Source organism: Pseudomonas sp. YuFO8 (assembly GCF_035065025.1).
Taxonomy (GTDB): domain Bacteria; phylum Pseudomonadota; class Gammaproteobacteria; order Pseudomonadales; family Pseudomonadaceae; genus Aquipseudomonas; species Aquipseudomonas putida_AE.
Map to the genome: position 1 here is coordinate 172768 of NZ_JAXDEQ010000001.1, position 26181 is coordinate 198948.

At 60.8% G+C, this 26181-nt stretch carries 28 protein-coding genes and 1 pseudogene; 18 read left to right on the forward strand and 11 right to left on the reverse strand.

The features are described 5' to 3' along the window. Positions 1-139 precede the first annotated feature (139 nt). Genes lptB through SOP95_RS00775 form a run of 5 tightly spaced genes read right to left on the reverse strand, consistent with a single transcriptional unit; the run spans position 140 to position 3479 of the window. Positions 140-865 carry an LPS export ABC transporter ATP-binding protein gene (gene lptB / locus SOP95_RS00755; protein WP_008054366.1) on the reverse strand — a complete coding sequence of 242 codons (726 nt, stop codon included), beginning with the start codon at positions 863-865 and terminating at the stop codon, positions 140-142. After that, a complete protein-coding gene (lptA, locus tag SOP95_RS00760) occupies positions 865-1413 on the reverse strand; it encodes a lipopolysaccharide transport periplasmic protein LptA (protein WP_323605551.1) in 549 nt (182 codons plus the stop codon). Before lptA ends, lptB begins: the two co-directional genes overlap by 1 nt. Then, positions 1400-1972, reverse strand: a complete 573-nt coding sequence (gene lptC, locus SOP95_RS00765) for an LPS export ABC transporter periplasmic protein LptC (protein WP_274074010.1) — start codon at positions 1970-1972, stop codon at positions 1400-1402. Before lptC ends, lptA begins: the two co-directional genes overlap by 14 nt. An 8-nt stretch (positions 1973-1980) precedes the next feature. Next, positions 1981-2505: a KdsC family phosphatase gene (locus SOP95_RS00770; RefSeq protein WP_323605553.1), complete on the reverse strand. Its 525-nt coding sequence runs from the start codon at positions 2503-2505 to the stop codon at positions 1981-1983. Then, positions 2505-3479 (reverse strand): KpsF/GutQ family sugar-phosphate isomerase, encoded by a 975-nt coding sequence (locus tag SOP95_RS00775; protein ID WP_323605554.1) that lies wholly within the window; start codon positions 3477-3479, stop codon positions 2505-2507. Before SOP95_RS00775 ends, SOP95_RS00770 begins: the two co-directional genes overlap by 1 nt. A 277-nt stretch (positions 3480-3756) precedes the next feature. Between SOP95_RS00775 and SOP95_RS00780 the strand changes: the two genes are divergently transcribed. The 10 genes from SOP95_RS00780 (at position 3757) to hisC (ending at position 11699) form a co-directional block, all read left to right on the forward strand. Beyond that, complete coding sequence (locus SOP95_RS00780; RefSeq protein ID WP_323605555.1) at positions 3757-4566, forward strand: ATP-binding cassette domain-containing protein; 810 nt, start codon at positions 3757-3759, stop codon at positions 4564-4566. After that, positions 4566-5363 (forward strand): lipid asymmetry maintenance ABC transporter permease subunit MlaE, encoded by a 798-nt coding sequence (gene mlaE, locus SOP95_RS00785; protein WP_274074006.1) that lies wholly within the window; start codon positions 4566-4568, stop codon positions 5361-5363. Before SOP95_RS00780 ends, mlaE begins: the two co-directional genes overlap by 1 nt. Then, positions 5363-5830, forward strand: a complete 468-nt coding sequence (gene mlaD / locus SOP95_RS00790) for an outer membrane lipid asymmetry maintenance protein MlaD (RefSeq protein WP_034147091.1) — start codon at positions 5363-5365, stop codon at positions 5828-5830. The genes mlaE and mlaD overlap by 1 nt, the downstream gene beginning before the upstream one ends. Before the next feature lie 11 nt (positions 5831-5841). Further along, positions 5842-6483: an MlaC/ttg2D family ABC transporter substrate-binding protein gene (locus SOP95_RS00795; protein WP_274074005.1), complete on the forward strand. Its 642-nt coding sequence runs from the start codon at positions 5842-5844 to the stop codon at positions 6481-6483. Beyond that, the gene (locus tag SOP95_RS00800; protein WP_274074004.1) at positions 6480-6785 is read left to right on the forward strand and encodes an STAS domain-containing protein; all 306 of its coding nucleotides are present in this window, start codon (positions 6480-6482) and stop codon (positions 6783-6785) included. The genes SOP95_RS00795 and SOP95_RS00800 overlap by 4 nt, the downstream gene beginning before the upstream one ends. A gap of 114 nt (positions 6786-6899) precedes the next feature. Then, positions 6900-7139, forward strand: a complete 240-nt coding sequence (locus SOP95_RS00805; RefSeq protein ID WP_274074003.1) for a BolA family protein — start codon at positions 6900-6902, stop codon at positions 7137-7139. A 22-nt stretch (positions 7140-7161) separates the two neighbouring features. Continuing rightward, on the forward strand, positions 7162-8427 hold the full coding sequence (gene murA, locus SOP95_RS00810; protein WP_046820542.1) for a UDP-N-acetylglucosamine 1-carboxyvinyltransferase: 1266 nt from the start codon (positions 7162-7164) through the stop codon (positions 8425-8427). 129 nt (positions 8428-8556) lie between these two features. Continuing rightward, on the forward strand, positions 8557-9192 hold the full coding sequence (hisG, locus tag SOP95_RS00815; protein WP_008018703.1) for an ATP phosphoribosyltransferase: 636 nt from the start codon (positions 8557-8559) through the stop codon (positions 9190-9192). Between the two features lie 127 nt (positions 9193-9319). Next, positions 9320-10645 (forward strand): histidinol dehydrogenase, encoded by a 1326-nt coding sequence (gene hisD / locus SOP95_RS00820; protein ID WP_274074001.1) that lies wholly within the window; start codon positions 9320-9322, stop codon positions 10643-10645. 1 nt (position 10646) lies between these two features. Further along, complete coding sequence (hisC, locus tag SOP95_RS00825; RefSeq protein WP_323605559.1) at positions 10647-11699, forward strand: histidinol-phosphate transaminase; 1053 nt, start codon at positions 10647-10649, stop codon at positions 11697-11699. Positions 11700-11804: 105 nt separating this feature from the next. On the opposite strand, the gene algW is transcribed toward hisC, so the two are convergent. Next, positions 11805-12965, reverse strand: coding sequence for a Do family serine endopeptidase AlgW (algW, locus tag SOP95_RS00830; protein ID WP_323605561.1), 1161 nt, complete (start codon positions 12963-12965; stop codon positions 11805-11807). Positions 12966-13068: 103 nt separating this feature from the next. Between algW and SOP95_RS00835 the strand changes: the two genes are divergently transcribed. From SOP95_RS00835 to cysN, 3 genes are all read left to right on the forward strand, one after another. Further along, complete coding sequence (locus SOP95_RS00835) at positions 13069-13827, forward strand: Nif3-like dinuclear metal center hexameric protein (protein ID WP_274073998.1); 759 nt, start codon at positions 13069-13071, stop codon at positions 13825-13827. A 174-nt stretch (positions 13828-14001) separates the two neighbouring features. Continuing rightward, a complete protein-coding gene (gene cysD / locus SOP95_RS00840) occupies positions 14002-14919 on the forward strand; it encodes a sulfate adenylyltransferase subunit CysD (protein WP_007970286.1) in 918 nt (305 codons plus the stop codon). Between the two features lie 9 nt (positions 14920-14928). Next, positions 14929-16827, forward strand: a complete 1899-nt coding sequence (cysN, locus tag SOP95_RS00845) for a sulfate adenylyltransferase subunit CysN (RefSeq protein ID WP_274073997.1) — start codon at positions 14929-14931, stop codon at positions 16825-16827. 169 nt (positions 16828-16996) lie between these two features. On the opposite strand, the gene SOP95_RS00850 is transcribed toward cysN, so the two are convergent. From SOP95_RS00850 to SOP95_RS00860, 3 genes are read right to left on the reverse strand one after another with little or no spacing between them, the layout of a single operon-like run. Beyond that, entirely contained in the window at positions 16997-17902 is a 906-nt protein-coding gene (locus tag SOP95_RS00850) for an acyltransferase (protein ID WP_323605566.1), read from the reverse strand. Further along, a complete protein-coding gene (pta, locus tag SOP95_RS00855; protein WP_323605568.1) occupies positions 17903-20002 on the reverse strand; it encodes a phosphate acetyltransferase in 2100 nt (699 codons plus the stop codon). Positions 20003-20062: 60 nt separating this feature from the next. Next, the gene (locus SOP95_RS00860; RefSeq protein ID WP_274073995.1) at positions 20063-20389 is read right to left on the reverse strand and encodes a DUF3565 domain-containing protein; all 327 of its coding nucleotides are present in this window, start codon (positions 20387-20389) and stop codon (positions 20063-20065) included. Here SOP95_RS00860 and SOP95_RS00865 point away from each other — a divergent pair. From SOP95_RS00865 to SOP95_RS00880, 4 genes and pseudogenes are all read left to right on the forward strand, one after another. Further along, a complete protein-coding gene (locus SOP95_RS00865) occupies positions 20358-20843 on the forward strand; it encodes an FKBP-type peptidyl-prolyl cis-trans isomerase (RefSeq protein ID WP_008054392.1) in 486 nt (161 codons plus the stop codon). The genes SOP95_RS00860 and SOP95_RS00865 overlap by 32 nt on opposite strands. A gap of 122 nt (positions 20844-20965) precedes the next feature. Further along, a complete protein-coding gene (locus tag SOP95_RS00870) occupies positions 20966-21448 on the forward strand; it encodes a glutathione peroxidase (RefSeq protein WP_274073994.1) in 483 nt (160 codons plus the stop codon). 31 nt (positions 21449-21479) lie between these two features. Then, positions 21480-21563: pseudogene (locus SOP95_RS00875) on the forward strand (YqgE/AlgH family protein); the annotation flags it as partial. Positions 21564-21665: 102 nt separating this feature from the next. After that, positions 21666-22769: an NADH:flavin oxidoreductase gene (locus SOP95_RS00880; RefSeq protein ID WP_274073993.1), complete on the forward strand. Its 1104-nt coding sequence runs from the start codon at positions 21666-21668 to the stop codon at positions 22767-22769. Positions 22770-22886: 117 nt separating this feature from the next. Here SOP95_RS00880 and SOP95_RS00885 read toward each other — a convergent pair whose 3' ends face one another. Together SOP95_RS00885 and cysZ are read right to left on the reverse strand one after the other, a co-directional pair. Further along, the gene (locus tag SOP95_RS00885) at positions 22887-24086 is read right to left on the reverse strand and encodes a glycosyltransferase family 4 protein (RefSeq protein ID WP_274073992.1); all 1200 of its coding nucleotides are present in this window, start codon (positions 24084-24086) and stop codon (positions 22887-22889) included. A 40-nt stretch (positions 24087-24126) separates the two neighbouring features. Further along, positions 24127-24879, reverse strand: a complete 753-nt coding sequence (cysZ, locus tag SOP95_RS00890) for a sulfate transporter CysZ (RefSeq protein ID WP_323605572.1) — start codon at positions 24877-24879, stop codon at positions 24127-24129. A 313-nt stretch (positions 24880-25192) separates the two neighbouring features. Here cysZ and trxB point away from each other — a divergent pair, with 313 nt between their 5' ends. After that, positions 25193-26149, forward strand: a complete 957-nt coding sequence (gene trxB, locus SOP95_RS00895) for a thioredoxin-disulfide reductase (protein WP_274073990.1) — start codon at positions 25193-25195, stop codon at positions 26147-26149. The last annotated feature ends 32 nt before the right edge of the window (positions 26150-26181 follow it).

Here is a 26181-nt window from a genome sequence, read left to right on the forward strand (position 1 = left end):
CTACAGGGCGCCGGAGCGCCAAACATAAGCAAATTATATGCCCGAAACCGCGGCGTTTGCCTAGAGCGCTGTAACAATAAAAAAAGGTTGATTTTTTATTGCGCCGAGCGCTCGGTCGACCCGCCGGACACCTCGACGCTTACAGGCGGAATTCGTGCCCCAGGTACACTTCCTTGACCAGGTCATTGGCCAGGATGGTTTCAGCGTCACCTTCGGCGATCAGTTGGCCATCGTTGACGATGTAGGCGGTTTCGCAGATATCCAGGGTTTCACGGACGTTGTGGTCGGTGATCAGCACGCCGATGCCCTTGGCCTTGAGGTGATGGATGATCTGCTTGATGTCGCCCACTGAAATCGGGTCGACGCCGGCGAACGGTTCGTCGAGCAGGATGAATTTCGGGTTGGTGGCCAGTGCCCGGGCGATTTCCACGCGGCGGCGTTCGCCGCCGGACAGGCTCATGCCGAGGTTGTCGCGGATGTGGCTGATGTGGAATTCCTGCAGCAGGCTTTCCAGTTCCTTGCGGCGGCCGGCCTTGTCGAGTTCCTTGCGGGTCTCGAGGATGGCCATGATGTTGTCGGCCACCGACAGTTTGCGGAAGATCGACGCTTCCTGTGGCAGATAGCCGATACCCGCCTTGGCGCGACCGTGCATCGGCTGGTGGCTGACGTCGAGGTCATCGATCAGCACGCGGCCCTGATCGGCCTGTACCAGGCCGACGATCATGTAGAAGCAGGTGGTCTTGCCGGCGCCGTTGGGGCCGAGCAGGCCGACGATCTGGCCGCTGTCGATGGACAGGCTGACGTCACGCACGACCTGGCGGCTCTTGTAGCTCTTGGCCAGGTGCTGGGCTTTCAGAGTTGCCATTACGGGGCCTTTTGCTCGTCGGTTTTCTTTTTCGGCTGGATCACCATGTCGATGCGCGGACGCGACTCGGTCACCTTGCTGCCTGTGGCGCGACCGGCGCTGGCCAGTTTCTTCTCGGTGTCATAGACGATTTTCTCGCCTTGGGTGACGTTGTTGTCCTTGTCGATGACTTTGGCCTTGTCGATCAGCACGACGCGGTTTTGCGGAGCGAGGTACTGGATGGTCACGCCCCAGCCCTGCACCGGCTTGGAGTCGCCAGCCGTCTGCATTTGCTCGAAGTAGGCCAGGTTGCCCACCGAGGTCACCACGTCGATGTCGCCGTTCGGCGCGCGGGTCATGGTCACCTTGTTGCCGGTGACCTTCATCGAGCCCTGGGTGATGATGACGTCGCCGGTGTACGTGGCGATGCCTTGCTTGTCGTCCAGCTGGGCATCGTCGGCCTGAATGCGAATAGGCTGCTGTTGATCGTCCGGCAGAGCCCAGGCGCTCACGCTTCCCAGTGCAGCGCCCAGACTGAGCAAAATAGGGAGGGTTTTAACGAGCCTCATACTGTCCTCTTACGTTCGATAGCAGGTGTATCCTGCTTTCTTTCAAATACGCCTTCATTCCCTTGCCAGTCGATACACCGCCAGCGCCGTCGATTCTAACGTCTCGCTCGGTCTGCGCATATTGCTGCTGCGGGAACACGGTCATGCGAGTGGTGGTGATCAGCGTCCTGCGATTTTTCTCGTCAAAACGTGTAATGCGTACCGAATCGATCAACTCGACCTCAGTGCCGTCGGGATTGACCTCGCCTTTTTCGCTCTGCACGTGCCACGGAAACTCGGTGCCGCGGAACATGTTCAGGTCGGGGTTTGTCAGCAGCGTCACCTCGGTGGCCTTGAGGTGCTCGACCTTGTCCGACGTCATCTCGTACTGCAGCCTGCCGTCCGGCAGGAACTGTACGCTGTGGGCGTTGGTGGCGTAATAGTCGATCGCACTCTCATCGACTTGCACGACCGGCTTGTCGAGGAAGCGTTCCGGGCTGATGTTCCAGTAGCCGACCGCAGCGAAAATCGCCGTGATGCTACCGAACACCAGTATGTTGCGAAACTTTTTACTTAGCATTATCTGGCTCACAGGTACGCGGCGTTAGCCTCATCGAGACGGCCTTGGGCGCGCAGGATCAATTCGCAGAATTCACGGGCGGCACCTTCGCCACCTCGGGCCTGGGTGATGCCGTGAGCGTGCTCGCGCACGAAGCTGGCGGCATTGGCCACGGCCATGCCCAGGCCGACGCGGCGGATCACTGGCAGGTCCGGCAAATCGTCACCGAGGTAGGCGACCTGCTCATAGCTTAGGCCGAGTTGGCCAAGAAGCTCGTCGAGCACCACCAGTTTGTCCTCGCGGCCCTGATACAGGTGGGGGATGCCGAGGTTCTTCGCCCGTCGCTCGACCACCGGGGTCTTTCGCCCGCTGATGATGGCGGTTTGCACGCCGGCCGCCGTCAGCATCTTGATGCCCTGGCCGTCGAGCGTGTTGAAGGTCTTGAATTCGCTGCCGTCTTCGAGGAAGTACAGGCGCCCGTCGGTCAGGACGCCGTCGACATCGAACACCGCCAGCTTGATCTGTTTGCCGCGTTGCAGCAGGTCAGCGCTCATTACATTACTCCCGCACGCAGCAAGTCGTGCATGTTCAAGGCGCCGACCGGGCGATCTTCGCTGTCGACCACGACCAGCGCGTTGATTTTGTGATCTTCCATTATTTTCAGGGCCTCGGCGGCGAGCATTTCGGCGCGGGCCGTCTTGCCGTGGGCTGTCATGACCTGATCGATGGTGGCGCTGTGGATGTCGATACTGCGGTCCAGCGTGCGTCGCAAATCGCCGTCGGTGAAGATCCCGGCCAGCTTGCCATCGGCCTCGAGCACCACGGTCATGCCCAGGCCTTTGCGGGTCATTTCCATCAGCGCATCCTTGAGCAGGGTGCCGCGTTGTACTTGCGGCAGCTCCTGCCCGGCGTGCATGACGTTTTCGACTTTCAGCAGCAGGCGACGACCCAATGCACCGCCCGGGTGGGAAAAGGCGAAATCCTCGGCGGTAAAACCTCGGGCTTCCAGCAGTGCAACGGCCAGGGCATCGCCCATGACCAGCGCGGCGGTCGTCGACGAGGTGGGCGCGAGGTTCAGCGGGCAGGCTTCATGCTCGACATGCACATTCAAGTTGACCTCGGCGGCCTTGGCCAGCGGTGAGTCGGGCTTGCCGGTCATGCTGATCAACTGGATGCCCAGGCGCTTGATCAGTGGCAACAGGGTGACGATTTCATTGGTTGAGCCGGAATTCGACAGCGCCAGGATGATGTCGTCGCGGGTGATCATGCCCATGTCGCCATGGCTGGCCTCGGCGGGGTGAACGAAAAAGGCCGTGGTGCCAGTACTGGCCAGGGTCGCGGCGATCTTGTTGCCGATATGCCCCGATTTGCCCATGCCGACCACGACGACACGGCCTTTGCTGGCCAGAATCATTTCGCAGGCGCGCACGAAATCCGCGTCGATACGGGGCAGCAAGCCTTTTACGGCTTCCACTTCGAGGCGGATGGTGCGTTGTGCTGACTTGATCAGGTCGCTGGATTGGCTCATTTCGAAAATGTTTAGCCTGATGAAAAGGCGGCGATTATAGCCGGTATGGTTCAAACCCTCACGCAAGTTCGTTGCCCATTGTCATTCATTGTTACCTAATCCCCTCTGGATTGAGCCTTCCTGGCTGTCATGTTGCTGAACATGGCCCGGCATTGGCCTTGGGCGCGTGCCGCTTGCAGTGATATAGTTCGCCGCCAGTTCGGCCCGCCCAGGAGGTAGTGTGCTTTTGTCAGGAAGCCAGGCGTCCGAGTGTGAGGCTGCATCGCAAGGAGTTTAGATGAGCGCCGATAACGCCTACGCGGTCGAGCTGAAGGGACTGACCTTCAAGCGCGGTACGCGCAGCATTTTCAATAACATTGATATCCGCATCCCGCGCGGCAAGGTCACCGGCATCATGGGGCCTTCCGGATGTGGCAAGACCACGCTGTTGCGCCTGATGGGCGCGCAGTTGCGGCCTGCCAGTGGCGAAGTCTGGGTCAATGGCCAGAACCTGCCGACGTTGTCGCGCAGTGATCTGTTCGATGCACGCAAGCACATGGGTGTGCTGTTTCAGAGTGGCGCACTGTTTACCGACCTCGATGTCTTCGAGAACGTCGCCTTCCCGTTGCGCGTTCATACCGGGCTGCCCGAAGAAATGATCCGCGACATCGTCCTGCTCAAATTGCAGGCCGTGGGGTTGCGTGGCGCCATCGACCTGATGCCCGACGAGCTGTCCGGCGGCATGAAACGTCGCGTCGCACTGGCGCGGGCGATTGCGCTCGATCCACAGATTCTCATGTATGACGAGCCTTTTGTCGGCCAGGACCCCATTGCCATGGGCGTGCTGGTGCGTCTGATCCGCTTGCTCAACGATGCGCTGGGCATTACCAGTATCGTGGTGTCCCATGACCTGGCCGAAACCGCCAGCATTGCCGACTACATCTATGTGGTCGGCGATGGCCAGGTATTGGGGCAGGGCACGCCCGACGAACTGATGAACTCGGACGAGCCGCGTATCCGTCAATTCATGACAGGCGAGCCCGACGGTCCGGTCGCCTATCACTTTCCAGCGACGGATTACCGCGCAGATCTTCTGGGGAAGCGTTGATGCGCAAGATTTCACTGTTGGAAAGGGTGCGCCGGTTCGGCCACGCGGGCATCGATGTGCTGGCGGTGTTCGGGCGCTCCTCGATTTTCCTGTTTCATGCACTGCTGGGACGCGGCGGTATCGGTGGCGGGTTTGGCCTGCTGGTCAAGCAACTGCATTCGGTGGGGGTGATGTCCCTGGTGATCATCGTGGTCTCCGGGATATTCATCGGCATGGTGCTGGCGCTCCAGGGCTTCAACATCCTGTCCAGCTACGGTTCGGAGCAGGCGGTGGGGCAGATGGTGGCGCTGACGCTGCTGCGTGAACTGGGGCCGGTGGTCACCGCATTGCTGTTCGCCGGGCGTGCCGGTTCGGCGCTGACGGCGGAAATCGGCAACATGAAGTCCACCGAACAGCTCTCCAGCCTGGAAATGATCGGGGTGGACCCGCTCAAGTACATCATTGCCCCGCGCCTGTGGGCCGGCTTCATTTCCTTGCCGGTGCTGGCGATGATTTTCAGCGTGGTGGGTATCTGGGGCGGTTCCTGGGTGGCCGTCGACTGGCTGGGTGTCTATGACGGCTCCTACTGGGCGAACATGCAGAACAGCGTGACGTTTGCCGACGATGTGCTCAACGGCATCATCAAAAGCATGGTTTTTGCCTTTGTCGTGACCTGGATCGCCGTATTCCAAGGCTATGACTGTGAGCCCACTTCAGAAGGGATCAGTCGTGCCACTACCAAGACCGTGGTGTATGCCTCTTTGGCTGTGCTCGGCCTGGACTTTATTCTGACCGCCTTGATGTTTGGAGATTTCTGATGCAAAACCGCACCCTGGAAATCGGTGTCGGCCTTTTCTTGCTGGCTGGCATCCTGGCTTTGCTGTTGCTGGCGTTGCGGGTCAGTGGCCTGTCCCCGAGCCCGAACACCGAAACCTATAAACTTTATGCGTATTTCGACAATATCGCCGGATTGACTGTCAGAGCCAAGGTGACCATGGCCGGTGTGACCATCGGCAAGGTCACGGCAATCGATCTGGACCGCGACAGTTTCACTGGTCGGGTGACCATGCAGCTGGAGAAGCGTGTAGATAATCTACCGGCAGACTCCACTGCATCTATCCTGACCGCTGGCCTGTTGGGCGAGAAGTACATCGGTATCAGCGTGGGTGGGGAAGAAGCCCTGCTCAAGGATGGCGGGACCATCCATGACACCCAGTCGTCGCTGGTGCTCGAGGACCTGATCGGTAAATTCCTGCTCAATACCGTTAGCAAAGACGCCAAATGAGGAGCTTTTGAATGATCTCTACCTTGCGACGTGGCCTGTTGGTTTTGCTCGCGGCCTTGCCGTTGGTGGCTAACGCCGTGGCGGCGCCTTCCGCGCACGAACTGGTCCAGGACACCACCAACCGGTTGCTGGCCGACCTGGCCGCCAACAAAGAGAAATACAAGCAGGACCCGCAGGACTTCTATGCGGCGCTCAACAGCATTGTCGGCCCGGTGGTGGATGCCGAGGGCATTTCCAAGAGCATCATGACGGTCAAGTACTCGCGCAAAGCCACACCTGCGCAAATGAAGACCTTTGAAGAAAACTTCAAGAAAGGTCTGTTCCAGTTCTATGGCAATGCCCTGCTCGAGTACAACAACCAGGGCATCACCGTTGATCCTGCCAAGGACGAGTCGGGCGAACGTACCAGCGTCGGCATGACGGTCAAGGGCAGCAACGGCGCGATCTATCCTGTGTCCTACACGCTGGAGAAGGTCGGCGGCGAGTGGAAGCTGCGTAACGTCATCATCAACGGCATCAACATTGGCAAGCTGTTCCGTGATCAGTTCGCTGATGCGATGCAGCGCAATGGCAACGACCTGGACAAAACCATCAATGGTTGGGCAGGGGAAGTCGCCAAGGCCAAGGAATCCACCGAGAAACAGACCCAATGAGTGAGTCGGCGGTCCGCATGGACGAGGCCGGCGAGCTGCGGCTCAGCGGTGTGCTGGATTATCGAACCGGTCCGGAACTGCGCCGGCAGGGGCAGTCGCTGATTAACTCCAGCAAGGCCGCGGCCGTGGTGGTCGATTGTTCAGCGGTGGAGAAGTCCAGCAGCGTCGGTCTGTCGTTGCTGTTGTGTTTCATGCGTGATGCCCAGGCGGCCGGCAAGGCGCTGAGCATCCGCGGGATGCCAGAAGATATGCGCGAAATAGCCCAGGTCAGTGAGCTGACCGAGCTGTTGGCGCATCCCTAACCCGCATCTATAAGGAAGCCCCCCGTCAGAGTCCTGCTTCCCGGGGTTCGCAGGCGCGGGGCTTTTTTGTATGATGTCCGACCCGCGCGCACAGGGCGCCGATTGAGGTTGAGCATGCAGGCCAACGAAGTTAAGAGCTTTCTTGAAGGAAAGCTGCCCGGAACGAATGTAGAAGTCGAGGGCGAAGGCTGCAATTTCCAGCTGAACGTGATTAGCGATGAACTGGCGGCGTTGAGCCCGGTGAAGCGTCAGCAGCAGATCTATGCCCATTTGAACCCATGGATCACCGATGGCAGCATCCATGCGGTCACTATGAAATTTTTCAGCAGCGCGGCCTGGGCCGAGCGCACCTGAGCCCAAGGGCGTCGAGATTCTTATGGATAAATTGATTATTACTGGCGGTGCTCGTCTCGATGGCGAAATCCGTATCTCCGGGGCAAAGAACTCGGCACTGCCGATTCTCGCTGCCACCCTGCTGTGCGACGGTCCCGTGACCGTGGCCAACCTGCCGCACCTGCACGACATCACCACCATGATCGAGTTGTTCGGTCGCATGGGCATCGAGCCGGTGATCGACGAGAAGCTGGCCGTTGAAATCGACCCGCGCACCATCAAGACCCTGATCGCACCGTACGAACTGGTTAAAACCATGCGTGCGTCGATCCTGGTGCTGGGCCCGATGGTTGCCCGCTTCGGTGAAGCCGAAGTCGCGCTGCCTGGCGGTTGCGCCATCGGCTCGCGTCCGGTTGACCTGCACATCCGTGGCCTGGAAGCCATGGGCGCGATCATCGACGTCGAAGGCGGCTACATCAAGGCCAAGGCCCCTGAAGGCGGTCTGCGTGGCGCGCACTTCTTCTTCGACACCGTCAGTGTGACCGGTACCGAAAACATCATGATGGCGGCCGCTTTGGCCAAGGGTCGCAGCGTTCTGGCTAACGCCGCGCGCGAGCCGGAAGTGGTCGACCTGGCGAACTTCCTGAACGCCATGGGTGCCAAGGTTTCCGGTGCTGGCACCGACACCATCACCATCGATGGCGTCGAGCGTCTGCACACCACCACCTACAAGGTGATGCCGGACCGTATCGAAACCGGCACCTACCTGGTGGCCGCGGCCGTGACCGGCGGGCGTGTGAAGGTCAAGGACACCGATCCGACCATCCTCGAAGCCGTGCTGGAAAAACTCCGCGAAGCCGGTGCCGAAATCACCTGCGGCGAAGACTGGATCGAGCTGAACATGCACGGCAAGCGGCCTAAAGCCGTCAACGTGCGCACCGCTCCGTACCCGGCGTTCCCGACCGACATGCAGGCGCAGTTCATCTCCCTCAACGCCATTGCCGAAGGCACGGGCGCCGTGATCGAGACAATCTTCGAAAACCGCTTCATGCACGTGTACGAACTGCACCGCATGGGCGCCAAGATCCAGGTCGAAGGCAACACCGCCATCGTTACCGGTACCGAGAAGCTCAAGGGCGCGCCAGTGATGGCCACCGACCTGCGTGCCTCGGCCAGCCTGGTGATCTCGGCGCTGATCGCCGACGGCGACACCCTGATCGACCGCATCTACCACATAGACCGTGGTTACGAGTGCATCGAAGAGAAACTGCAGATGCTTGGCGCCAAGATCCGCCGCGTTCCGGGCTAGTACCTGCTGCATGGGCACAGGGAAGTGCCCGTTGAATTGTTCAAAGTCGAGGGTGGTCTACACCCTCGATGTATGTCCGGCGCCATTTGCGACCGGGCATGAGTACCTTGATAAGGACTGACGTTTCCCATGTTGACCATCGCACTGTCCAAGGGCCGCATCCTTGACGACACCCTGCCGCTTCTGGCTGAAGCGGGCATCGTGCCGACCGAGAATCCGGACAAGAGCCGCAAGCTGATCATCCCCACGACCCAGGAAGATGTACGCCTGTTGATCGTGCGTGCCACCGACGTGCCGACTTATGTCGAGCATGGTGCCGCCGACCTCGGTGTCGCCGGTAAAGACGTGCTGATGGAATACGGCGGCCAGGGCCTGTACGAGCCGCTGGACCTGCAGATTGCCCAGTGCAAGTTGATGACCGCCGGCAAGGTCGGCGCAGTCGAGCCCAAGGGCCGCCTGCGTATCGCCACCAAGTTCGTCAACGTTGCCAAGCGTTACTACGCCGAACAAGGCCGTCAGGTCGACATCATCAAGCTCTACGGCTCGATGGAGCTGGCGCCGCTGATCGGCCTGGCCGACAAGATCATCGACGTGGTCGACACCGGTAACACGCTGCGGGCCAACGGCCTGGAGCCACAGGATTTCATCGCGGCCATCAGCTCCCGACTGATCGTCAACAAGGCTTCGATGAAAATGCAGCACGCCCGTATCCAGGCGTTGATCGACACCCTGCGCAAGGCAGTGGAGTCTCGACACCGCGGCTGATTCACCTGCGCGGCCTTGAGTCGCGCCCGTCTATCCGCCTCATAGCCAGAATTCTCAGGTGCCCAAGCGGAAACGACTGCTAAGTTAGGGCGCCTGAGTTTTTTGCCAATCCTATGAGGCTCTCGCTATGACCGCACCGACTGCAATTCGCCGACTCAACGCTGCTGACCCGGATTTCGCGCATCATCTGGATCATCTGCTGAGCTGGGAAAGTGTGTCTGACGACTCGGTCAATCAGCGAGTGCTGGACATCATCAAGGCCGTGCGCGAGCGCGGTGACGCGGCGCTGGTGGACTTCACCCGTCAGTTCGACGGCCTGGACGTGAAGTCCATGGCGGACCTGATCCTGCCGCGAGAGCGTCTGGAACTGGCACTGACGCGCATTACCGTGCCCCAGCGCGAAGCCCTGGAAAAAGCCGCGGCCCGGGTACGCAGCTATCACGAAAAGCAGAAGCAGGACTCCTGGAGCTACACCGAGGCCGATGGCACCGTGCTGGGCCAGAAGGTCACGCCGCTGGATCGCGCCGGCCTGTACGTGCCGGGTGGCAAGGCGTCCTACCCGTCATCGGTGCTGATGAACGCGATTCCGGCCAAGGTTGCCGGCGTGACCGAAGTGGTCATGGTGGTGCCGACCCCTCGCGGTGAGATCAACGAGCTTGTGCTGGCTGCCGCCTGCATCGCCGGTGTCGACCGTGTATTCACCATCGGGGGTGCCCAGGCGGTGGCCGCGTTGGCCTACGGTACCGAAAGCGTGCCGATGGTCGATAAAGTGGTCGGCCCGGGCAACATCTACGTTGCCACTGCCAAGCGCCACGTATTCGGCCAGGTCGGTATCGACATGATCGCCGGTCCGTCGGAGATCCTCGTGGTGTGTGACGGCAAGACCGATCCGGACTGGATCGCCATGGACCTGTTCTCCCAGGCCGAGCACGACGAAGACGCCCAGGCGATCCTGGTCAGCCCGGATGCCGAGTTCCTCGACCAGGTTGCCGCGAGCATCGCCAAGCTGATGCCGACCATGGAACGCGCCCAGATCATCGAAACCTCGATCAACGGCCGTGGTGCGCTGATCAAGGTGCGCGACATGGAGCAAGCCATCGAAGTGGCCAATCGCATCGCGCCGGAGCACCTGGAGCTGTCGGTCGCCGATCCACAAGCCTGGCTGCCGCAGATTCGCCATGCCGGTGCCATCTTCATGGGCCGTCACACCAGCGAAGCGCTGGGCGACTACTGCGCAGGCCCGAACCATGTGTTGCCGACTTCCGGCACGGCGCGATTCTCGTCGCCGCTGGGTGTGTACGACTTCCAGAAGCGTTCGTCGATCATTTTTTGCTCGGAGCAGGGCGCGTCCGACCTGGGCAAAACCGCTTCCGTGCTGGCCCGTGGCGAGTCGCTGACCGCCCACGCCCGCAGTGCCGAATATCGCATCATCGACGACAAGCAGGGGAACTGAGATGAGTAAATTCTGGAGCCCGTTCGTCAAGAACCTGGTGCCGTACGTACCGGGCGAACAGCCAAAACTGGCGAAACTGGTGAAGCTCAACACCAATGAAAACCCGTACGGTCCATCGCCCAAAGCCCTGGCTGCGATGCAGACTGAACTGAACGACAACCTGCGCCTGTACCCGGACCCGAACAGCGATCGGCTGAAAAATGCCGTGGCCCAGTACTACGGCGTGCAGAGCAACCAGGTGTTTCTCGGCAACGGTTCCGACGAAGTCCTGGCGCACATCTTCCACGGCTTGCTGCAGCACGATCAGCCGTTGCTGTTCCCGGACATCAGCTACAGCTTCTACCCGGTTTACTGCGGGTTGTACGGCATCCAGTTCGATGCAGTGCCGCTGGACGAGCAGTTCCAGATCAACCCGGCGGACTACGCCAAACCGAACGGCGGGATCATCTTCCCCAACCCGAACGCACCGACCGGTTGCCTGTTGGCACTCGATGCCATCGAGCAGATCCTCAAGGCCAGCCCGGATTCGGTGGTAGTGGTCGATGAGGCCTACATCGATTTCGGCGGCGAGACGGCGATCAGCCTGGTGGATCGTTATCCGAACCTGCTGGTGACCCAGACCCTGTCCAAGTCGCGCTCGCTGGCCGGTCTGCGGGTCGGCTTGGCGGTGGGGCATCCGGACCTGATCGAGGCGCTGGAGCGGATCAAGAACAGCTTCAACTCCTATCCGCTGGATCGGATGGCGAATGTCGGGGCCGCGGCGGCGTTCGAGGATCGTGAGTACTTCGACAAGACTTGCCGCCTGGTGATCGAGAGTCGCGAGAAGGTCGTTGCACAGTTGAAAGCGAAGGGCTTTGAAGTACTGCCATCGGCGGCGAACTTCATTTTCGCCCGTCACCCCCAGCACGATGCAGCAGGCCTGGCGGCCAAACTGCGCGAGCAAGGCGTGATTGTCCGGCACTTCAAGCAGGAGCGGATTGCCCAGTTCCTGCGGATCTCGATCGGTACACCTGAGCAGAATCAGGCGCTGATCGACGGCCTCGGCGACCTATAAACCCTGTGGGAGCGGGCTTGCTCGCGAAGCTGTGTCAGCGACATGGGTGTCGACTGACACACCTTCGCGAGCAAGCCCGCTCCCACATTGGTTTTTGTATACGGCTTAGTTTTCTTCTTTCTCTTTGACCGGCGCAGGCGGCGGACGCAAGCCAATCTCAGCCGTTAGCTTCAGTTCCTTGCCATTGCGCATCACCTGGATCGCGACCTTGTCGGTCGGCTTGATCCGCGCCACCTGATTCATCGAGCGACGGCCATCGCCAGCCGGCTCGCCGTCGATGCTGAGGATCACATCGCCCAATTGCAGGCCGGCCTTTTGCGCCGGACCGTCACGGAAAATCCCCGCGACCACGATGCCCGGGCGCCCCGACAGGCCAAACGACTCCGCCAGTTCCTGGGACAACGGTTGCACTTCGATACCGAGCCAGCCGCGAATCACCTGGCCGTGTTCGATGATCGACTTCATCACTTCCATGGCCAGTTTCACTGGAATCGCGAAGCCGATGCCCTGGGAGCCGCCGGACTTGGAGAAAATCGCCGTGTTGATGCCGGTCAGGTTGCCGCTGGCGTCCACCAGCGCACCGCCGGAGTTGCCGGGGTTGATCGCGGCGTCGGTCTGGATGAAATCTTCGTAGTTGTTCAGGCCCAGCTGATTGCGCCCGGTGGCGCTGATGATGCCCATGGTCACGGTCTGGCCGACGCCGAACGGGTTGCCGATGGCCAGGGTCACGTCGCCGATGCGGATGTTGTCGGAGCGGCCGACGGTGATCGACGGCAGGTTCTTCAGGTCGATCTTGAGGACCGCCAGGTCGGTTTCCGGATCGCTGCCGATCACCCGTGCCAGGGTTTCACGACCGTCCTTGAGCGCCACCACGATCTGATCGGCACCGCTGGTCACGTGGTTGTTGGTGAGGATGTAGCCTTGCGGGCTCATGATCACGCCGGAACCGAGGCTCGACTCCATGCGTTTCTGCTTGGGCGAGTTGTCGCCGAAGAAACGGCGAAACTGCGGATCCTCGAACAGCGGGTGATTGGGTTTGTTGATGACTTTGGTGGTGTACAGGTTCACCACCGACGGCGCGGCGGTGGTCACCGCGTCGGCATAGGACACTGGGCCTTGCTGCATACTGGTGGTTTGCGGGGCTTGTTGCAGGTTGACGTCGAGGCTTGGAAGCCCGACCCACTGCGGGTAACGCTGGATGATTAACAGAGCGACAAGCACGCCGGCCAACAGCGGCCAGCCGGAAAAACGCAGCGCCTTGAGCATTAAGCACGTCCTGAGAGAGTTGCAGGCGGTATGAGACCGCTCATAATGACGCGCATTATACGAGGCCGCGCGTGCCTCTGAACGGGATATTTAGGAGTCTTTTATGGCCGTCGCCCTGAGCACCCTGGTCGAAGAAGCCGACCGTTACCTCGGCAGTTCGAAAATTGCCGATTACTGCCCCAACGGCCTGCAGGTCGAGGGCCGGCCGCAGGTGATGCGCATCGTCAGCGGCGTCACCGCCAGCCAGGCCTTGCTCGATGCTGCGGTGGAGGCCAACGCCGACCTGGTGCTGGTGCATCACGGCTACTTCTGGAAAGGCGAAAACCCGTGCATCACCGGCATGAAGCAGCGCCGCCTGAAGACGCTGCTCAAGCACGATATCAGCCTGCTGTCCTATCACCTGCCGCTGGACCTGCACCCTGACGTTGGCAACAACGTGCAGTTGGCGCGGCAGCTGGACATCACTGTCGAAGGTCCGCTGGACCCGGACAATTTGAAGATCGTCGGCCTGGTCGGTTCGTTGAACGAACCCGTGACGCCCCGGGACTTCGCCCGCCGCGTGCGCGAGGTGATGGGCCGCGAACCTTTGCTGATCGAAGGCGGCAACATGATACGCCGGGTCGGCTGGTGCACCGGTGGCGGTCAGGGCTACATCGATCAGGCGGTGCTGGCGGGTGTCGATCTGTACCTGAGCGGGGAAGCGTCCGAGCAGACCTTCCACAGTGCCCGTGAGAACGACATCAGCTTCATCGCCGCCGGTCACCATGCCACCGAGCGGTATGGCGTGCAGGCGCTGGGTGACTATCTGGCCCGACGGTTCGCCCTGGAGCACATCTTCATCGATTGCCCCAACCCGATCTAAATGTGGGAGCGAGCAAGCCCGCTCCCACAAAGGTCCGCGGCGCCCAAACGGGCGGGCATATTCATATGCTCTTTCGATCTAGTTGGCGTCCTCATTAGAAGGGGGCGCTGTGCTAGGATTCCCCGCTCGAACACGGCCCGCTGGCCGTTCATAAGAAAGATTTCGTGAGTAGCCATGGTCGACAAACTGACGCATCTGAAACAGCTGGAGGCGGAAAGCATCCACATCATCCGCGAGGTGGCCGCCGAGTTCGATAACCCGGTGATGCTGTACTCCATCGGTAAAGACTCCGCCGTGATGCTGCACCTGGCACGCAAGGCCTTCTTCCCAGGCAAGCTGCCGTTCCCGGTGATGCACGTCGACACTCGCTGGAAATTCCAGGAGATGTACGCTTTCCGCGACAAGATGGTTGCCGAGCTGGGCCTGGACCTGATCACCCACGTCAACCCGGATGGCGTGGCGCAGAACATCAACCCGTTCACCCACGGCAGCGCCAAGCACACCGACATCATGAAGACCGAGGGCCTGAAGCAGGCACTGGACAAGCATGGTTTCGACGCCGCCTTCGGTGGTGCCCGTCGCGATGAAGAGAAATCCCGTGCCAAGGAGCGCGTGTACTCGTTCCGCGACAGCAAGCACCGCTGGGACCCGAAGAACCAGCGTCCGGAGCTTTGGAACGTCTACAACGGCAAGGTTAACAAGGGTGAATCCATCCGCGTATTCCCGTTGTCGAACTGGACCGAGCTGGACATCTGGCAGTACATCTACCTGGAAGGCATCCCGATCGTCCCGCTGTACTTCGCCGCCGAGCGTGAAGTCATCGAGAAGAACGGCACCCTGATCATGATCGACGACGAGCGCATCCTCGAACACCTGAGCGATGAAGACAAAGCCCGCATCGTCAAAAAGAAAGTGCGTTTCCGTACCCTAGGTTGCTACCCGTTGACGGGCGCGGTGGAGTCCGAGGCCGAAAGCCTCACGGACATCATTCAGGAAATGCTCCTGACGCGAACTTCCGAGCGCCAGGGCCGTGTCATCGACCACGATGGCGCAGGCTCCATGGAAGACAAAAAACGTCAGGGTTATTTCTAAGGGGTTGTCATGTCGCACGCATCTGATTTGATCAGCGAGGACATCCTCGCTTACCTGGGCCAGCACGAACGTAAAGAGCTGCTGCGCTTTTTGACCTGCGGTAACGTCGACGACGGCAAGAGCACCCTGATCGGGCGCCTGCTGCACGACTCCAAGATGATCTACGAAGATCACCTGGAAGCGATTACCCGCGACTCGAAAAAAGTCGGCACCACCGGTGAAGACATCGACCTGGCGCTGCTGGTCGATGGCCTGCAGGCCGAGCGCGAGCAAGGCATCACCATTGATGTCGCATACCGCTACTTCTCCACCGCCAAGCGCAAATTCATCATCGCCGACACCCCCGGCCATGAGCAGTACACCCGCAACATGGCCACCGGTGCCTCCACCTGTGACCTGGCGATCATCCTGGTCGATGCCCGCTACGGCGTGCAGACCCAGACCCGCCGCCACAGCTTCATCGCCTCGTTGCTGGGCATCAAGCACATCGTCGTCGCCATCAACAAGATGGACCTCAAGGACTTCGACCAGGGCGTGTTCGAGTCGATCAAGGCCGACTACCTGCAGTTCGCCGAAGGCCTTAAGCTCAAGCCGACCAGCATGCACTTCGTGCCGATGTCCGCCTTGAAGGGCGACAACGTGGTGAACAAGTCCGAGCGCTCGCCGTGGTACACCGGCCAGTCGCTGATGGAAATCCTCGAGACCGTGGAAGTGGCGGGCGACCGCAACTTCACCGACCTGCGTTTCCCGGTGCAGTACGTCAACCGTCCGAACCTGAACTTCCGCGGTTTCGCCGGCACCCTGGCCAGCGGCATCGTCAAGAAAGGCGACGAAGTCGTGGTGCTGCCGTCGGGCAAGAGCAGCCGCGTGAAATCCATCGTCACCTTCGAAGGTGAGCTGGAACACGCAGGTCCAGGTCAGGCAGTCACCCTGACCATGGAAGACGAAATCGACATCTCCCGTGGCGACCTGTTGGTTCACGCCGACAACGTGCCGCCGGTGACCGACAGCTTCGAAGCCATGCTCGTATGGATGGCCGAAGAGCCGATGCTGCCGGGCAAGAAATACGACATCAAGCGCGCCACCAGCTACGTGCCGGGCTCCATCGCCAGCATCGTCAACAAGGTCGACGTCAACACCCTGGAAGAAGGCCCGGCCAGCGCGTTACAGCTGAACGAAATCGGCAAGGTCAAGATCGCGCTCGACGCGCCGATTGCCCTCGACGGTTACGACAGCAACCGCACCACCGGCGCGTTCATCATCATCGACCGCCTGACCAACGGCACCGTCGGCGCCGGCATGATCGTCGCCCAGCCGTTGGCCCATGGCACCAGCACCCACCACGGCAAACTGGCCCACGTTGCCACCGAAGAACGCGCCCAGCGCTTCGGCCAGCAACCGGCCACCGTGTTGTTCAGCGGCTTGTCGGGCGCTGGCAAGAGCACCCTGGCCTATGCGGTTGAGCGCAAGCTGTTCGACCTGGGTCGTGCGGTGTTCGTGCTCGATGGCCAGAACCTGCGTCACGACCTGAACAAAGGTCTGCCACAGGATCGTGCCGGGCGCACCGAGAACTGGCGTCGTGCCGCGCACGTGGCGCGTCAGTTCAACGAAGCCGGCCTGCTGACCCTGGCGGCGTTCGTTGCACCGAGTGCCGAAGGTCGTGAACAGGCGCGGGAACTGATCGGCAAGGAACGTCTGCTGACGGTCTACGTCCAGGCTTCGCCGACGGTCTGCGCCGAGCGTGACCCGCAAGGCCTGTACGCGGCGGCCGGGGATAACATCCCGGGCGAATCCTTCCCGTACGACGTGCCGCTGGATGCCGACCTGGTGATCGACACCCAGTCCGTGTCGCTGGAAGAGGGCGTGAAGCAAGTGCTGGATCTGCTGCGTAAACGCGGCGCGATCTAAGCCTTAGCCAGAAATGAAAAACCCGCCGATGAGTGATCATCGGCGGGTTTTTTATTGAGACCTACTCGGTCAACTGTGGGAGCTAGCCTGCTGGCGATTACGGTGAATCAGTCAACAGATCTGCTGAATGTGAAACCGCTATCGCCAGCAGGCTAGCTCCCACAGGAGATCAGTGTCGGTTCGGATATTCGTGGTGCATCTGCCCCAGCAGCACATCCTTGTCTTCCCACAACTGGTTGATCCAGCCTTGGAACTGCAATCGATACTCACCATCCTGGTCATAGTTCTTGCCAATGAACTGCGGCGGAATCTTCAGCTCCTCAAAGTGCACCACCACATCCGTCACATTCCCGCACAACAAATCCCAAAAACCGGGACGCCCGGCCGGGTAGTGGATGGTCACGTTGACGATGGATTCCAGTTGCTCACCCATGGCGTCCAGCACGAACGCAATGCCACCAGCCTTGGGTTTGAGCAAATAACGGAACGGCGATTTCTGCTGGGCATGCTTGCCTTCGGTGAAGCGCGTGCCCTCGACGAAATTGAAGATGCCCACCGAGTTGTCACGAAATTTCGCGCAGGTCTTGCGCGTGGTTTCCAGGTCCTTGCCTTTCTTCTCAGGGTGCTTTTCCAGATAGGCCTTGGAGTAACGCTTCATGAACGGAAAGCCCAGCGCCCACCACGCCAGGCCAATCACCGGTACCCAGATCAGCTCTTGCTTGAGAAAGAACTTCAGCGGCTGGATACGCCGATTGAGCACGTATTGCAGCACCAGGATGTCGACCCAGCTCTGGTGGTTGCTGGTGACCAGGTACGAGTGCTGATAGTCGAGGCCCTGCAGGCCGCTGACGTGCCAGCGGGTGCGCCGGACCAGGTTCATCCAGCCCTTGTTGACGCTGATCCAGGCCTCATGGGTATGGCTCATCAGCCATTGGGCAATGCGTTGGGTGAGCGCGAACGGCAACACCTTGAACAGCGCCACACAGAACAGGAACGAGCACAGCAAAATCGTGTTCAACGCCAACAGCAGCGCGGCGATTACTCCGCGTAAGAACGCGGGCAGGAAATCCAGCATTTACACATCCATAGGTCGGTTGGCAGCTTGAATCGCCGTCAGGGCGATGGTGTAGACGATGTCGTCGACCTGCGCGCCGCGCGGCAAATCGTTCACCGGTTTGCGCAGGCCTTGCAGCATCGGCCCGAGGCTGACGCAGTCGGCGCTGCGCTGCACGGCTTTGTGCGTGGTGTTGCCGGTGTTCAGGTCGGGGAACACGAACACCGTGGCGCGACCGGCCACCTGGCTGTTCGGCGCCAGTTGCCGGGCCACGGTTTCGTTGGCGGCGGCGTCATACTGCAACGGACCGTCGATCAGCAGCGAGTGTTGCTGCTCATGGGCGAGCAATGTCGCTTCGCGGACCTTCTCGACTTCCTCGCCGCTGGCCGACTCACCGCTGGAATAGCTGATCATCGCCACCCGCGGGGTGATGCCGAACGCGGCCGCCGAGTCGGCGCTTTGCAGGGCAATCTCGGCCAGTTCGCTGGCGCTCGGGTGCGGGTTCATCACGCAGTCGCCGTAGACCAGCACTTCTTCGGGAAACAGCATGAAGAACACCGACGACACCAGGGTGCAGCCCGGCGCGGTCTTGATCAGCTGCAGGGCCGGGCGAATGGTATTGGCGGTGGAGTGAATGACCCCGGACACCAGGCCGTCCACTTCATCGAGCGCCAGCATCATGGTGCCGATCACCACGGTGTCTTCCAGCTGCTGCTCGGCCATCGGTGCGTTGAGGCTTTTGGTTTTGCGCAGGGCCACCATCGGCTCGATGTAGCGCTCGCGGATCAGGTCCGGGTCGAGGATTTCCAGGCCTGGCGGCAGCTCGATGCCTTGGGCGCGGGCCACGGCTTCCACATCTGCCGGTTTGGCCAGCAGCACGCACCGGGCAATGCCACGGGCCTGGCAGATGGCGGCGGCCTGGACGGTCAGCGGTTCGCTGCCTTCCGGCAGGACGATGCGCTTGTTGGCGGACTGGGCGCGCTGGATCAACTGGTAACGGAACACTGCTGGGGACAGGCGCATCTCCCGTGGCGTGCCACAGCGCTGGTGCAGCCAGTTGGCGTCGAGGTGGCTGGCGACGAAATCGGTGATGATCTCCGCGCGCTCGCGGTCGTCGATCGGGATTTCCTTGTTCAGGCCATTGAGCTGGTTGGCGGTGTCGTAGGACCCGGTGCTCACCGACAACACCGGCAAGCCCGCCTGCAGGGCGCCACGGCACAAGTCCATGATGCGAGGGTCGGGCAGGGTGTCACTGGTCAGCAACAGGCCGGCCAGGGGCACGCCATTCATGGCCGCAAGGCTCACGGCGAGGATGATGTCGTCACGATCGCCGGGGGTCACCACCAGTACGCCGGGCTTGAGCAGCTCCACGGTGTTGCGCATGGTGCGCGCGCAAATGATGATCTTGGTCATGCGCCGGGTTTCGTAATCGCCGGCGTTGAGCACCTGGGCGCCCATCAGGTCCGCCACGTCTCGCGTGCGCGGCGCATTCAGCTCCGGCTGGTACGGGATGCAACCAAGCAGACGGAAGTCGCCACTGCGCAACAGCGGCGAGTGTTCGTTCAGGCGTGCGGCGAAGGCTTCCATGCTTTCGTCGGTCTTGACCTTGTTGAGGATCACGCCGAGGACTTTCGGGTCCTTGGGGCCGCCGAACAATTGCGCCTGCAGTTCGACGCGACCGGACAGTTCGGTCAGTACTTCGTTTTCCGGTGCCGAAACCAGGATCACTTCGGCATCGAGGCTCTTGGCCAGGTGCAGGTTGACCCGCGCGGCATAGCTGGCGCTGCGGGTCGGGACCATGCCCTCGACGATCAACACGTCCTTTCCGATGGCGGCCTGCTGATAAAGGGTGATGATTTCTTCGAGCAGCTCATCGAGCTGGCCATCGCCAAGCATGCGCTCGACATGGGCCAGGCCCAAGGGTTGCGGCGGCTTCAGGCCGTGGGTGCGCGCCACCAGTTCGGTGGAGCGCTCGGGTCCGGTGTCGCCCGGATGGGGCTGGGCAATCGGCTTGAAAAAGCCGACCTTGAGGCCGGCCCGCTCGAGGGTGCGTACCAGCCCGAGGCTGATGGAGGTCAGGCCCACGCCAAAATCGGTGGGTGCGATAAAAAAAGTTTGCATGCGGATTCTCTAGAGGTGCATGGCAGTGGTGATCATCTATATCTGACGATCTACCGAAATTCAGTCGCCAAGGTTATCGCTAACCGAGCCCTGTGCGCACCAACCGCAGTCAAAGCGCTGGCCTATTTTTTCAAGGCGTTGCGCAGGGTCCAGGACCCAGGCCCGGGATTGCCAGGGTGGCTGGTGCCGCAGGTGCTGGGTGTGGCCGCAGGAAAGCTCGACCACCCAGTGGCCGTCTTCATCCTGATGAAAGCCCGTGATCGTCGAATCCCGTCTGTCCGGGTTGTGTTCGCTTTCGGGCGATTGCTTCGCTAAACTGGGTCTTTCAATATTCTTATGCAAAAGGTCTCGCCCCATGCTGATCGCCGCCAATAAGGCTGTCTCCATCGACTATACCCTGACCAACGACGCTGGTGAGGTCATCGACAGCTCAGCCGGCGGCGCGCCGCTGGTCTACCTGCAAGGCGCAGGCAACATCATCCCGGGCCTGGAAAAAGCCCTGGAAGGCAAAGCAGTCGGCGACGAGCTGACCGTGGCCGTTGAACCGGAAGATGCCTACGGCGAGTACGCTGCCGAACTGGTCAGCACCCTGAGCCGCAGCATGTTCGAAGGCGTTGATGAGCTGGAAGTGGGCATGCAGTTCCACGCTTCCGCTCCGGATGGCCAGATGCAGATCGTGACCATCCGCGATCTGGACGGCGACGACGTCACCGTAGACGGCAACCACCCGTTGGCTGGTCAGCGCCTGAACTTCCAGGTCAAGATCATCAACATCCGTGATGCCAGCCAGGAAGAAATCGCCCATGGTCACGTCCATGGCGAAGGTGGCCATCACCACTGATTTCTGCGCTAAGCTCAGATAGCTGGAGAGGCGCCCCGAGGGCGCCTTTTTAGTCTGCGGCTGTTCCAGGCGACACCACCAAGTGGCTGTTTCGAGAAGAACACGGGAATCTGGAGTACGTCATGAGTGCTTTTCACGAACTTAATTTGACAGCCCTGGATGGTCAGGCGCTCCCTCTGGCCCCTTTCAAGGGGCACGTCGTGCTGGTGGTCAACGTGGCCTCCAAATGCGGCTTGACCCCGCAGTACGCGGCGCTGGAAAACCTCTACCAGCAATACAAAGGCAAGGGTTTCAGCGTGCTGGGCCTGCCGTGCAACCAGTTTGCCGGGCAGGAACCAGGTACCGAGCAGGAAATAAAGGACTTCTGCAACCTCAACTATGGCGTGACCTTTCCGTTGTCCAGCAAGCTGGAAGTCAACGGTCACGAGCGTCATCAGCTGTACAAGCTGCTGGCGGGCGAGGGCGCGGAGTTCCCCGGCGACATTACCTGGAACTTCGAGAAATTCCTGCTGGGTAAAGACGGTCGTGTGCTGGCGCGGTTCTCGCCACGTACGGCGCCGGATGATCCGAGTGTGGTTCAGGCGATCGAAAAAGCCCTGGCCTGATACCCCCCCTGTAGGAGCGAGCTTGCTCGCGATGGTCGTTAACGATAACGCTGCCAGCCTGACACCCCGCAGCGTTCTCAGGTTCATCGCGAGCAAGCTCGCTCCTACAGTGTTCCCTCCTTCTGACCCTTAATCACGCTGATCAATAATGCTGTTCAAGGCGTCGGACTCTCCATATTATCGCCGTCATAAAGTCATTCTTCCGTGGAGCGTCCAAATGCCCGTTAAAGCCCTGTTCAAACCGTTCCACCTCGGCACCCTCGAACTGCCGACCCGTGTGGTCATGGCGCCGATGACCCGTTCGTTTTCGCCGGGCGGCGTACCCAATTCCAAAGTGATCGAGTACTACCGTCGTCGCGCCGCCGCCGGCGTGGGCTTGATCATCACCGAAGGCACCACAGTCGGGCATAAGGCTTCGAACGGCTACCCGAACGTTCCGCATTTCTACGGTGAAGCGGCCCTGGCCGGCTGGAAGAAAGTCGTCGATGCGGTTCACGCCGAGGGCGGCAAGATCGTTCCGCAACTGTGGCATGTCGGCAGCGTGCGTCGCATCGGCACCGAGCCGGACGCCAGCGTGCCAGGTTACGGTCCATCGGAAAAAGTGAAGGACGGCCAGGTCGTGGTTCACGGCATGACCAAGCAGGACATTCAGGACGTGATTGCCGCGTTCGCCCAAGCGGCGAAGGATGCCCAGAGCATTGGCATGGATGGCGTGGAAATCCACGGTGCCCACGGTTACCTGGTCGACCAGTTCTTCTGGGAAGGCAGCAACCAGCGCTCCGACGAATACGGCGGCAGCCTGGCCAACCGCTCGCGTTTCGCCATCGAATTGATCCAGGCGGTACGTGCCGCGGTTGGCGAAGGCTTCCCGATCATCTTCCGCTTCTCCCAGTGGAAGCAGCAGGACTACACCGCGCGCCTGGTGCAGACGCCAGAGGCCTTGGGCGATTTCCTCAAGCCCTTGGCCGACGCTGGCGTGGATATTTTCCACTGCTCGACACGCCGTTTCTGGGAGCCGGAGTTCGACGGTTCCGAACTGAACCTGGCAGGCTGGACGCGCAAACTCACCGGCAAGCCGACCATCACCGTGGGCAGCGTTGGCCTGGATGGCGAGTTCCTGCAGTTCATGGTCAACACCGACAAGGTGGCGCAGCCGGCCAGCCTGGAAAAACTGCTGGAGCGTCTGAATAACGACGAGTTCGATCTGGTGGCGGTGGGGCGTGCGCTGTTGGTGGACCCGGACTGGGCACAGAAAGTGCGTGACGGTCGTGAGGAAGACATCCTGCCGTTCAGCCGTGAAGCGTTGATGACGCTGGTTTAAGTCGAGTCCGTAAGGGCCCCATCGCCAGCAGGCTGGCTCCCACATGGTTTCTGTGGTGTACACAGAACCTGTGGGAGCCAGCCTGCTGGCGATGACTGACCCAATGTCACCCTAGGCTCAGGGCAAGGTCGGTGCATTCGGCACCACCACCTCCCCAACACAAGCCCCTCGCAACTGCCCCTCAAACTGTTCAATGATCGCCGCCCAACCCTGGCGACTCGCATGCTGGCGCGCATTGAGCCGCAGACAACGCAAGTTTTCGCGCTTCTCCAGCAACCACACCGCGGCATCGCAAAACGCCTCCTCATCCCCCGGCATCGCCAGCACACCGTTGTAGCCATGGCGAATATGCTGCGCCGCTGCTGCCTGGTCGTAAGCCACCACCCCCAGCCCCGAGGCCAGCGCCTCAAGCACTACATTGCCGAAGGTTTCGGTCAGGCTCGGAAACACAAACACATCCCCCGACGCATAATGACTGGCCAGGGCTTCGCCTCGTTGTGCCCCACAGAAAATCGCTTCCGGTAATTCGCTTTCCATCTGCAGACGCTGCGGGCCATCGCCCACCACAATCAGCTTCAAGGTGCGCTGTGGATAAGTAGCCTTGAGCGTGTCGAAACAGCGTTTGAGCAACCCGAGGTTTTTCTCCGCAGCCAACCGTCCTACATGGATGACGGCGATGTCTTTTTCCCCCAGCCCCCATTGATCTCGCAGCGCATTCAAGCGTTTGGCCGGGTGAAACAACTGGCTGTCGACCCCGCGGGACAGCAACGCCAGGCGCTCGAAATGTCGACGTTCCAGCTCCATGCGCTGGCTGACACTGGGCACCAGCGTCAGGTTCGAGCGATTGTGGAACCAGCGCAAATAGTGGGTCAGCAGGCGAGACAGCAAGCTGAAGCCGTACTGGCTGGAGTACTGCTGGAAGTTGGTGTGAAAGCCGCTGACCACCGAGATGCCCAGGCGTCGTGCGGCGCGCAAGGCCGACAGGCCGAGCGGTCCTTCGGTGGCGATATACAGCACATCCGGGCGATGGCGCTTCCAGCGCCGCAGCAGCTTGTGCATCGACGACTGCCCCCATTGCAGCCCGGGATAGCCCGGAAGTGGCCAGCCTCGGCACAGCAGCAACTCATCGTCGCTGCTCGCCGATTGATCGCAACCCTGGCGAGGTCGCACCAGTTCCACCTGATGCCCACGCGCGCGCAAACCGTCGCACAGGCGCCCAAGGGTGTTGGCCACGCCATTGATTTCCGGGGGGAAGGTTTCGGTGATCAGGGTGATATGCAGAGCTGTCGTCATGACCTCAGTGTGGCCTGAGGCCATGTCGGCGTTGTGACGACAGGATGATGGATTTGTGACCGACTCAGCGCTGGGTCACCAGATTCTCCGCCCCACGCTCACGCACCCAGAACAAGGTCGCGCCGGCCACGGCCGCCGGCATCATCAGGATATTCACCACCGGAATCAGCAGCACCAGGTAGACGATCCCGCCAAAGCTCATGCTTTGCCAGCGCTTCTGGCGCAGCCAGGCGAGCATCTCGTTCCAGCCGAGCTTGTGGTTGTCCGCCGGGTAGTCGATGTACTGGATCGCCATCATCCACACCCCGAACAGCAGCCACAGCGGCGCCGCAATGATGTTCACCACCGGGATGAACGACAGGATGAACAGCCCCAGCGCCCGAGGCAGGAAGTAACCGAGCTTGCGCATTTCCCGGGCCAGGGTGCGCGGGATCATGGCGATCAGCTCGCCCCAGCTGAAGGCCGGGAAGTCGTCCGTGCCGCGCACCACCACTTCGACCTTTTCCGCCAGGAAGCCGTTGAACGGCGCGGCGATAACGTTGGCGAGCATGGTGAAGGTGAAGAACACCATCAACACCACCAGCACCACGAACAACGGCCACAGCACATAGTTGAGGAAGCTTAGCCAGTCGGGCAGGGATGGCATCAGCGTATCGACCCACAGGCTGAACTGATGGCCGGCCAGATAGATCAATCCGACGAACAGCACCAGGTTGATCACCAGTGGCAGTAATACAAAAAGGCGCAGGCTGGGGCTGAGCACCAGTTTCAGGCCTTCACGCAGGTATTGCGGGCCGGACAGTACAGGGGCGGGCATAGGGTGCTCCGAACAAAGGAAAACGCGCCGACCTTACCGGCTTTGCCTGACCGGCGAAAGCGCGACAGCGACATCGACATTAACTGTAACAAAGGCGTCCCGATCATCACTCAGTAGGGATAGAGACCACCTATGAGCTGGATTGTTAAACGGTATTTCCTTAATCTTCGCCCCCTCGATACGCTGCACCCAACTTTTTACAGGACTGTCGAGTTCAAGCCTTCCCCAAGTGCTTTCAATGGTCCTTTTTTATTCCCGCCGGTCATCCGGCGTTCCGCGCCAGGTATTCCGGGCCGGTCAACAGGAGCAGGTCATGTCTGAAGTCCGTCATTCGCGAGTGATTATTCTCGGTTCCGGCCCTGCCGGTTACAGCGCCGCCGTCTATGCCGCCCGTGCCAACCTCAAGCCACTCTTGATCACCGGCATGCAGGCCGGCGGTCAATTGACCACCACCACCGAAGTCGACAACTGGCCGGGCGACGTCCATGGCCTGACCGGCCCGGCGCTGATGGAGCGGATGCGCGAGCACGCCGAGCGCTTTGAAACCGAGATCGTGTTCGATCACATCAATGCCGTGGATTTCGCTGCCAAGCCGTACACCCTGACCGGCGACAGCGCGACCTACACCTGCGACGCCCTGATCATCGCCACCGGCGCCAGCGCTCGTTACCTGGGCCTGCCATCGGAAGAAGCATTCATGGGCAAAGGCGTTTCGGCCTGCGCGACCTGCGACGGTTTCTTCTACCGCAACAAGCCAGTGGCCGTGGTCGGTGGCGGCAACACCGCTGTCGAAGAGGCACTGTACCTGGCCAACATCGCCAGCACCGTGACCCTGATCCACCGTCGCGAAACCTTCCGCGCCGAGAAGATCCTGATCGACAAGCTCAATGCCCGCGTGGCTGAAGGCAAGATCATCCTGAAGTTGAACGCGAACCTGGACGAAGTCCTGGGCGACAACATGGGCGTGACCGGTGCCCGCCTGAAGAACAACGACGGCAGCTTCGACGAGATCAAAGTCGACGGCGTGTTCATCGCCATCGGCCACACCCCGAACACTTCGTTGTTCGAAGGCCAGCTGACGCTCAAAGACGGTTACCTGGTGGTGCACGGCGGCCGTGACGGCAACGCCACTGCGACCAACCTCGAAGGCATCTTCGCCGCCGGCGACGTGGCCGACCACGTCTACCGCCAGGCGATCACCTCCGCTGGCGCCGGTTGCATGGCGGCACTGGATGCCGAGCGTTACCTGGACAATCTGCAGAACGCTTGATTCTGCGTTGGTAAAAAAACCGGCTTCGGCCG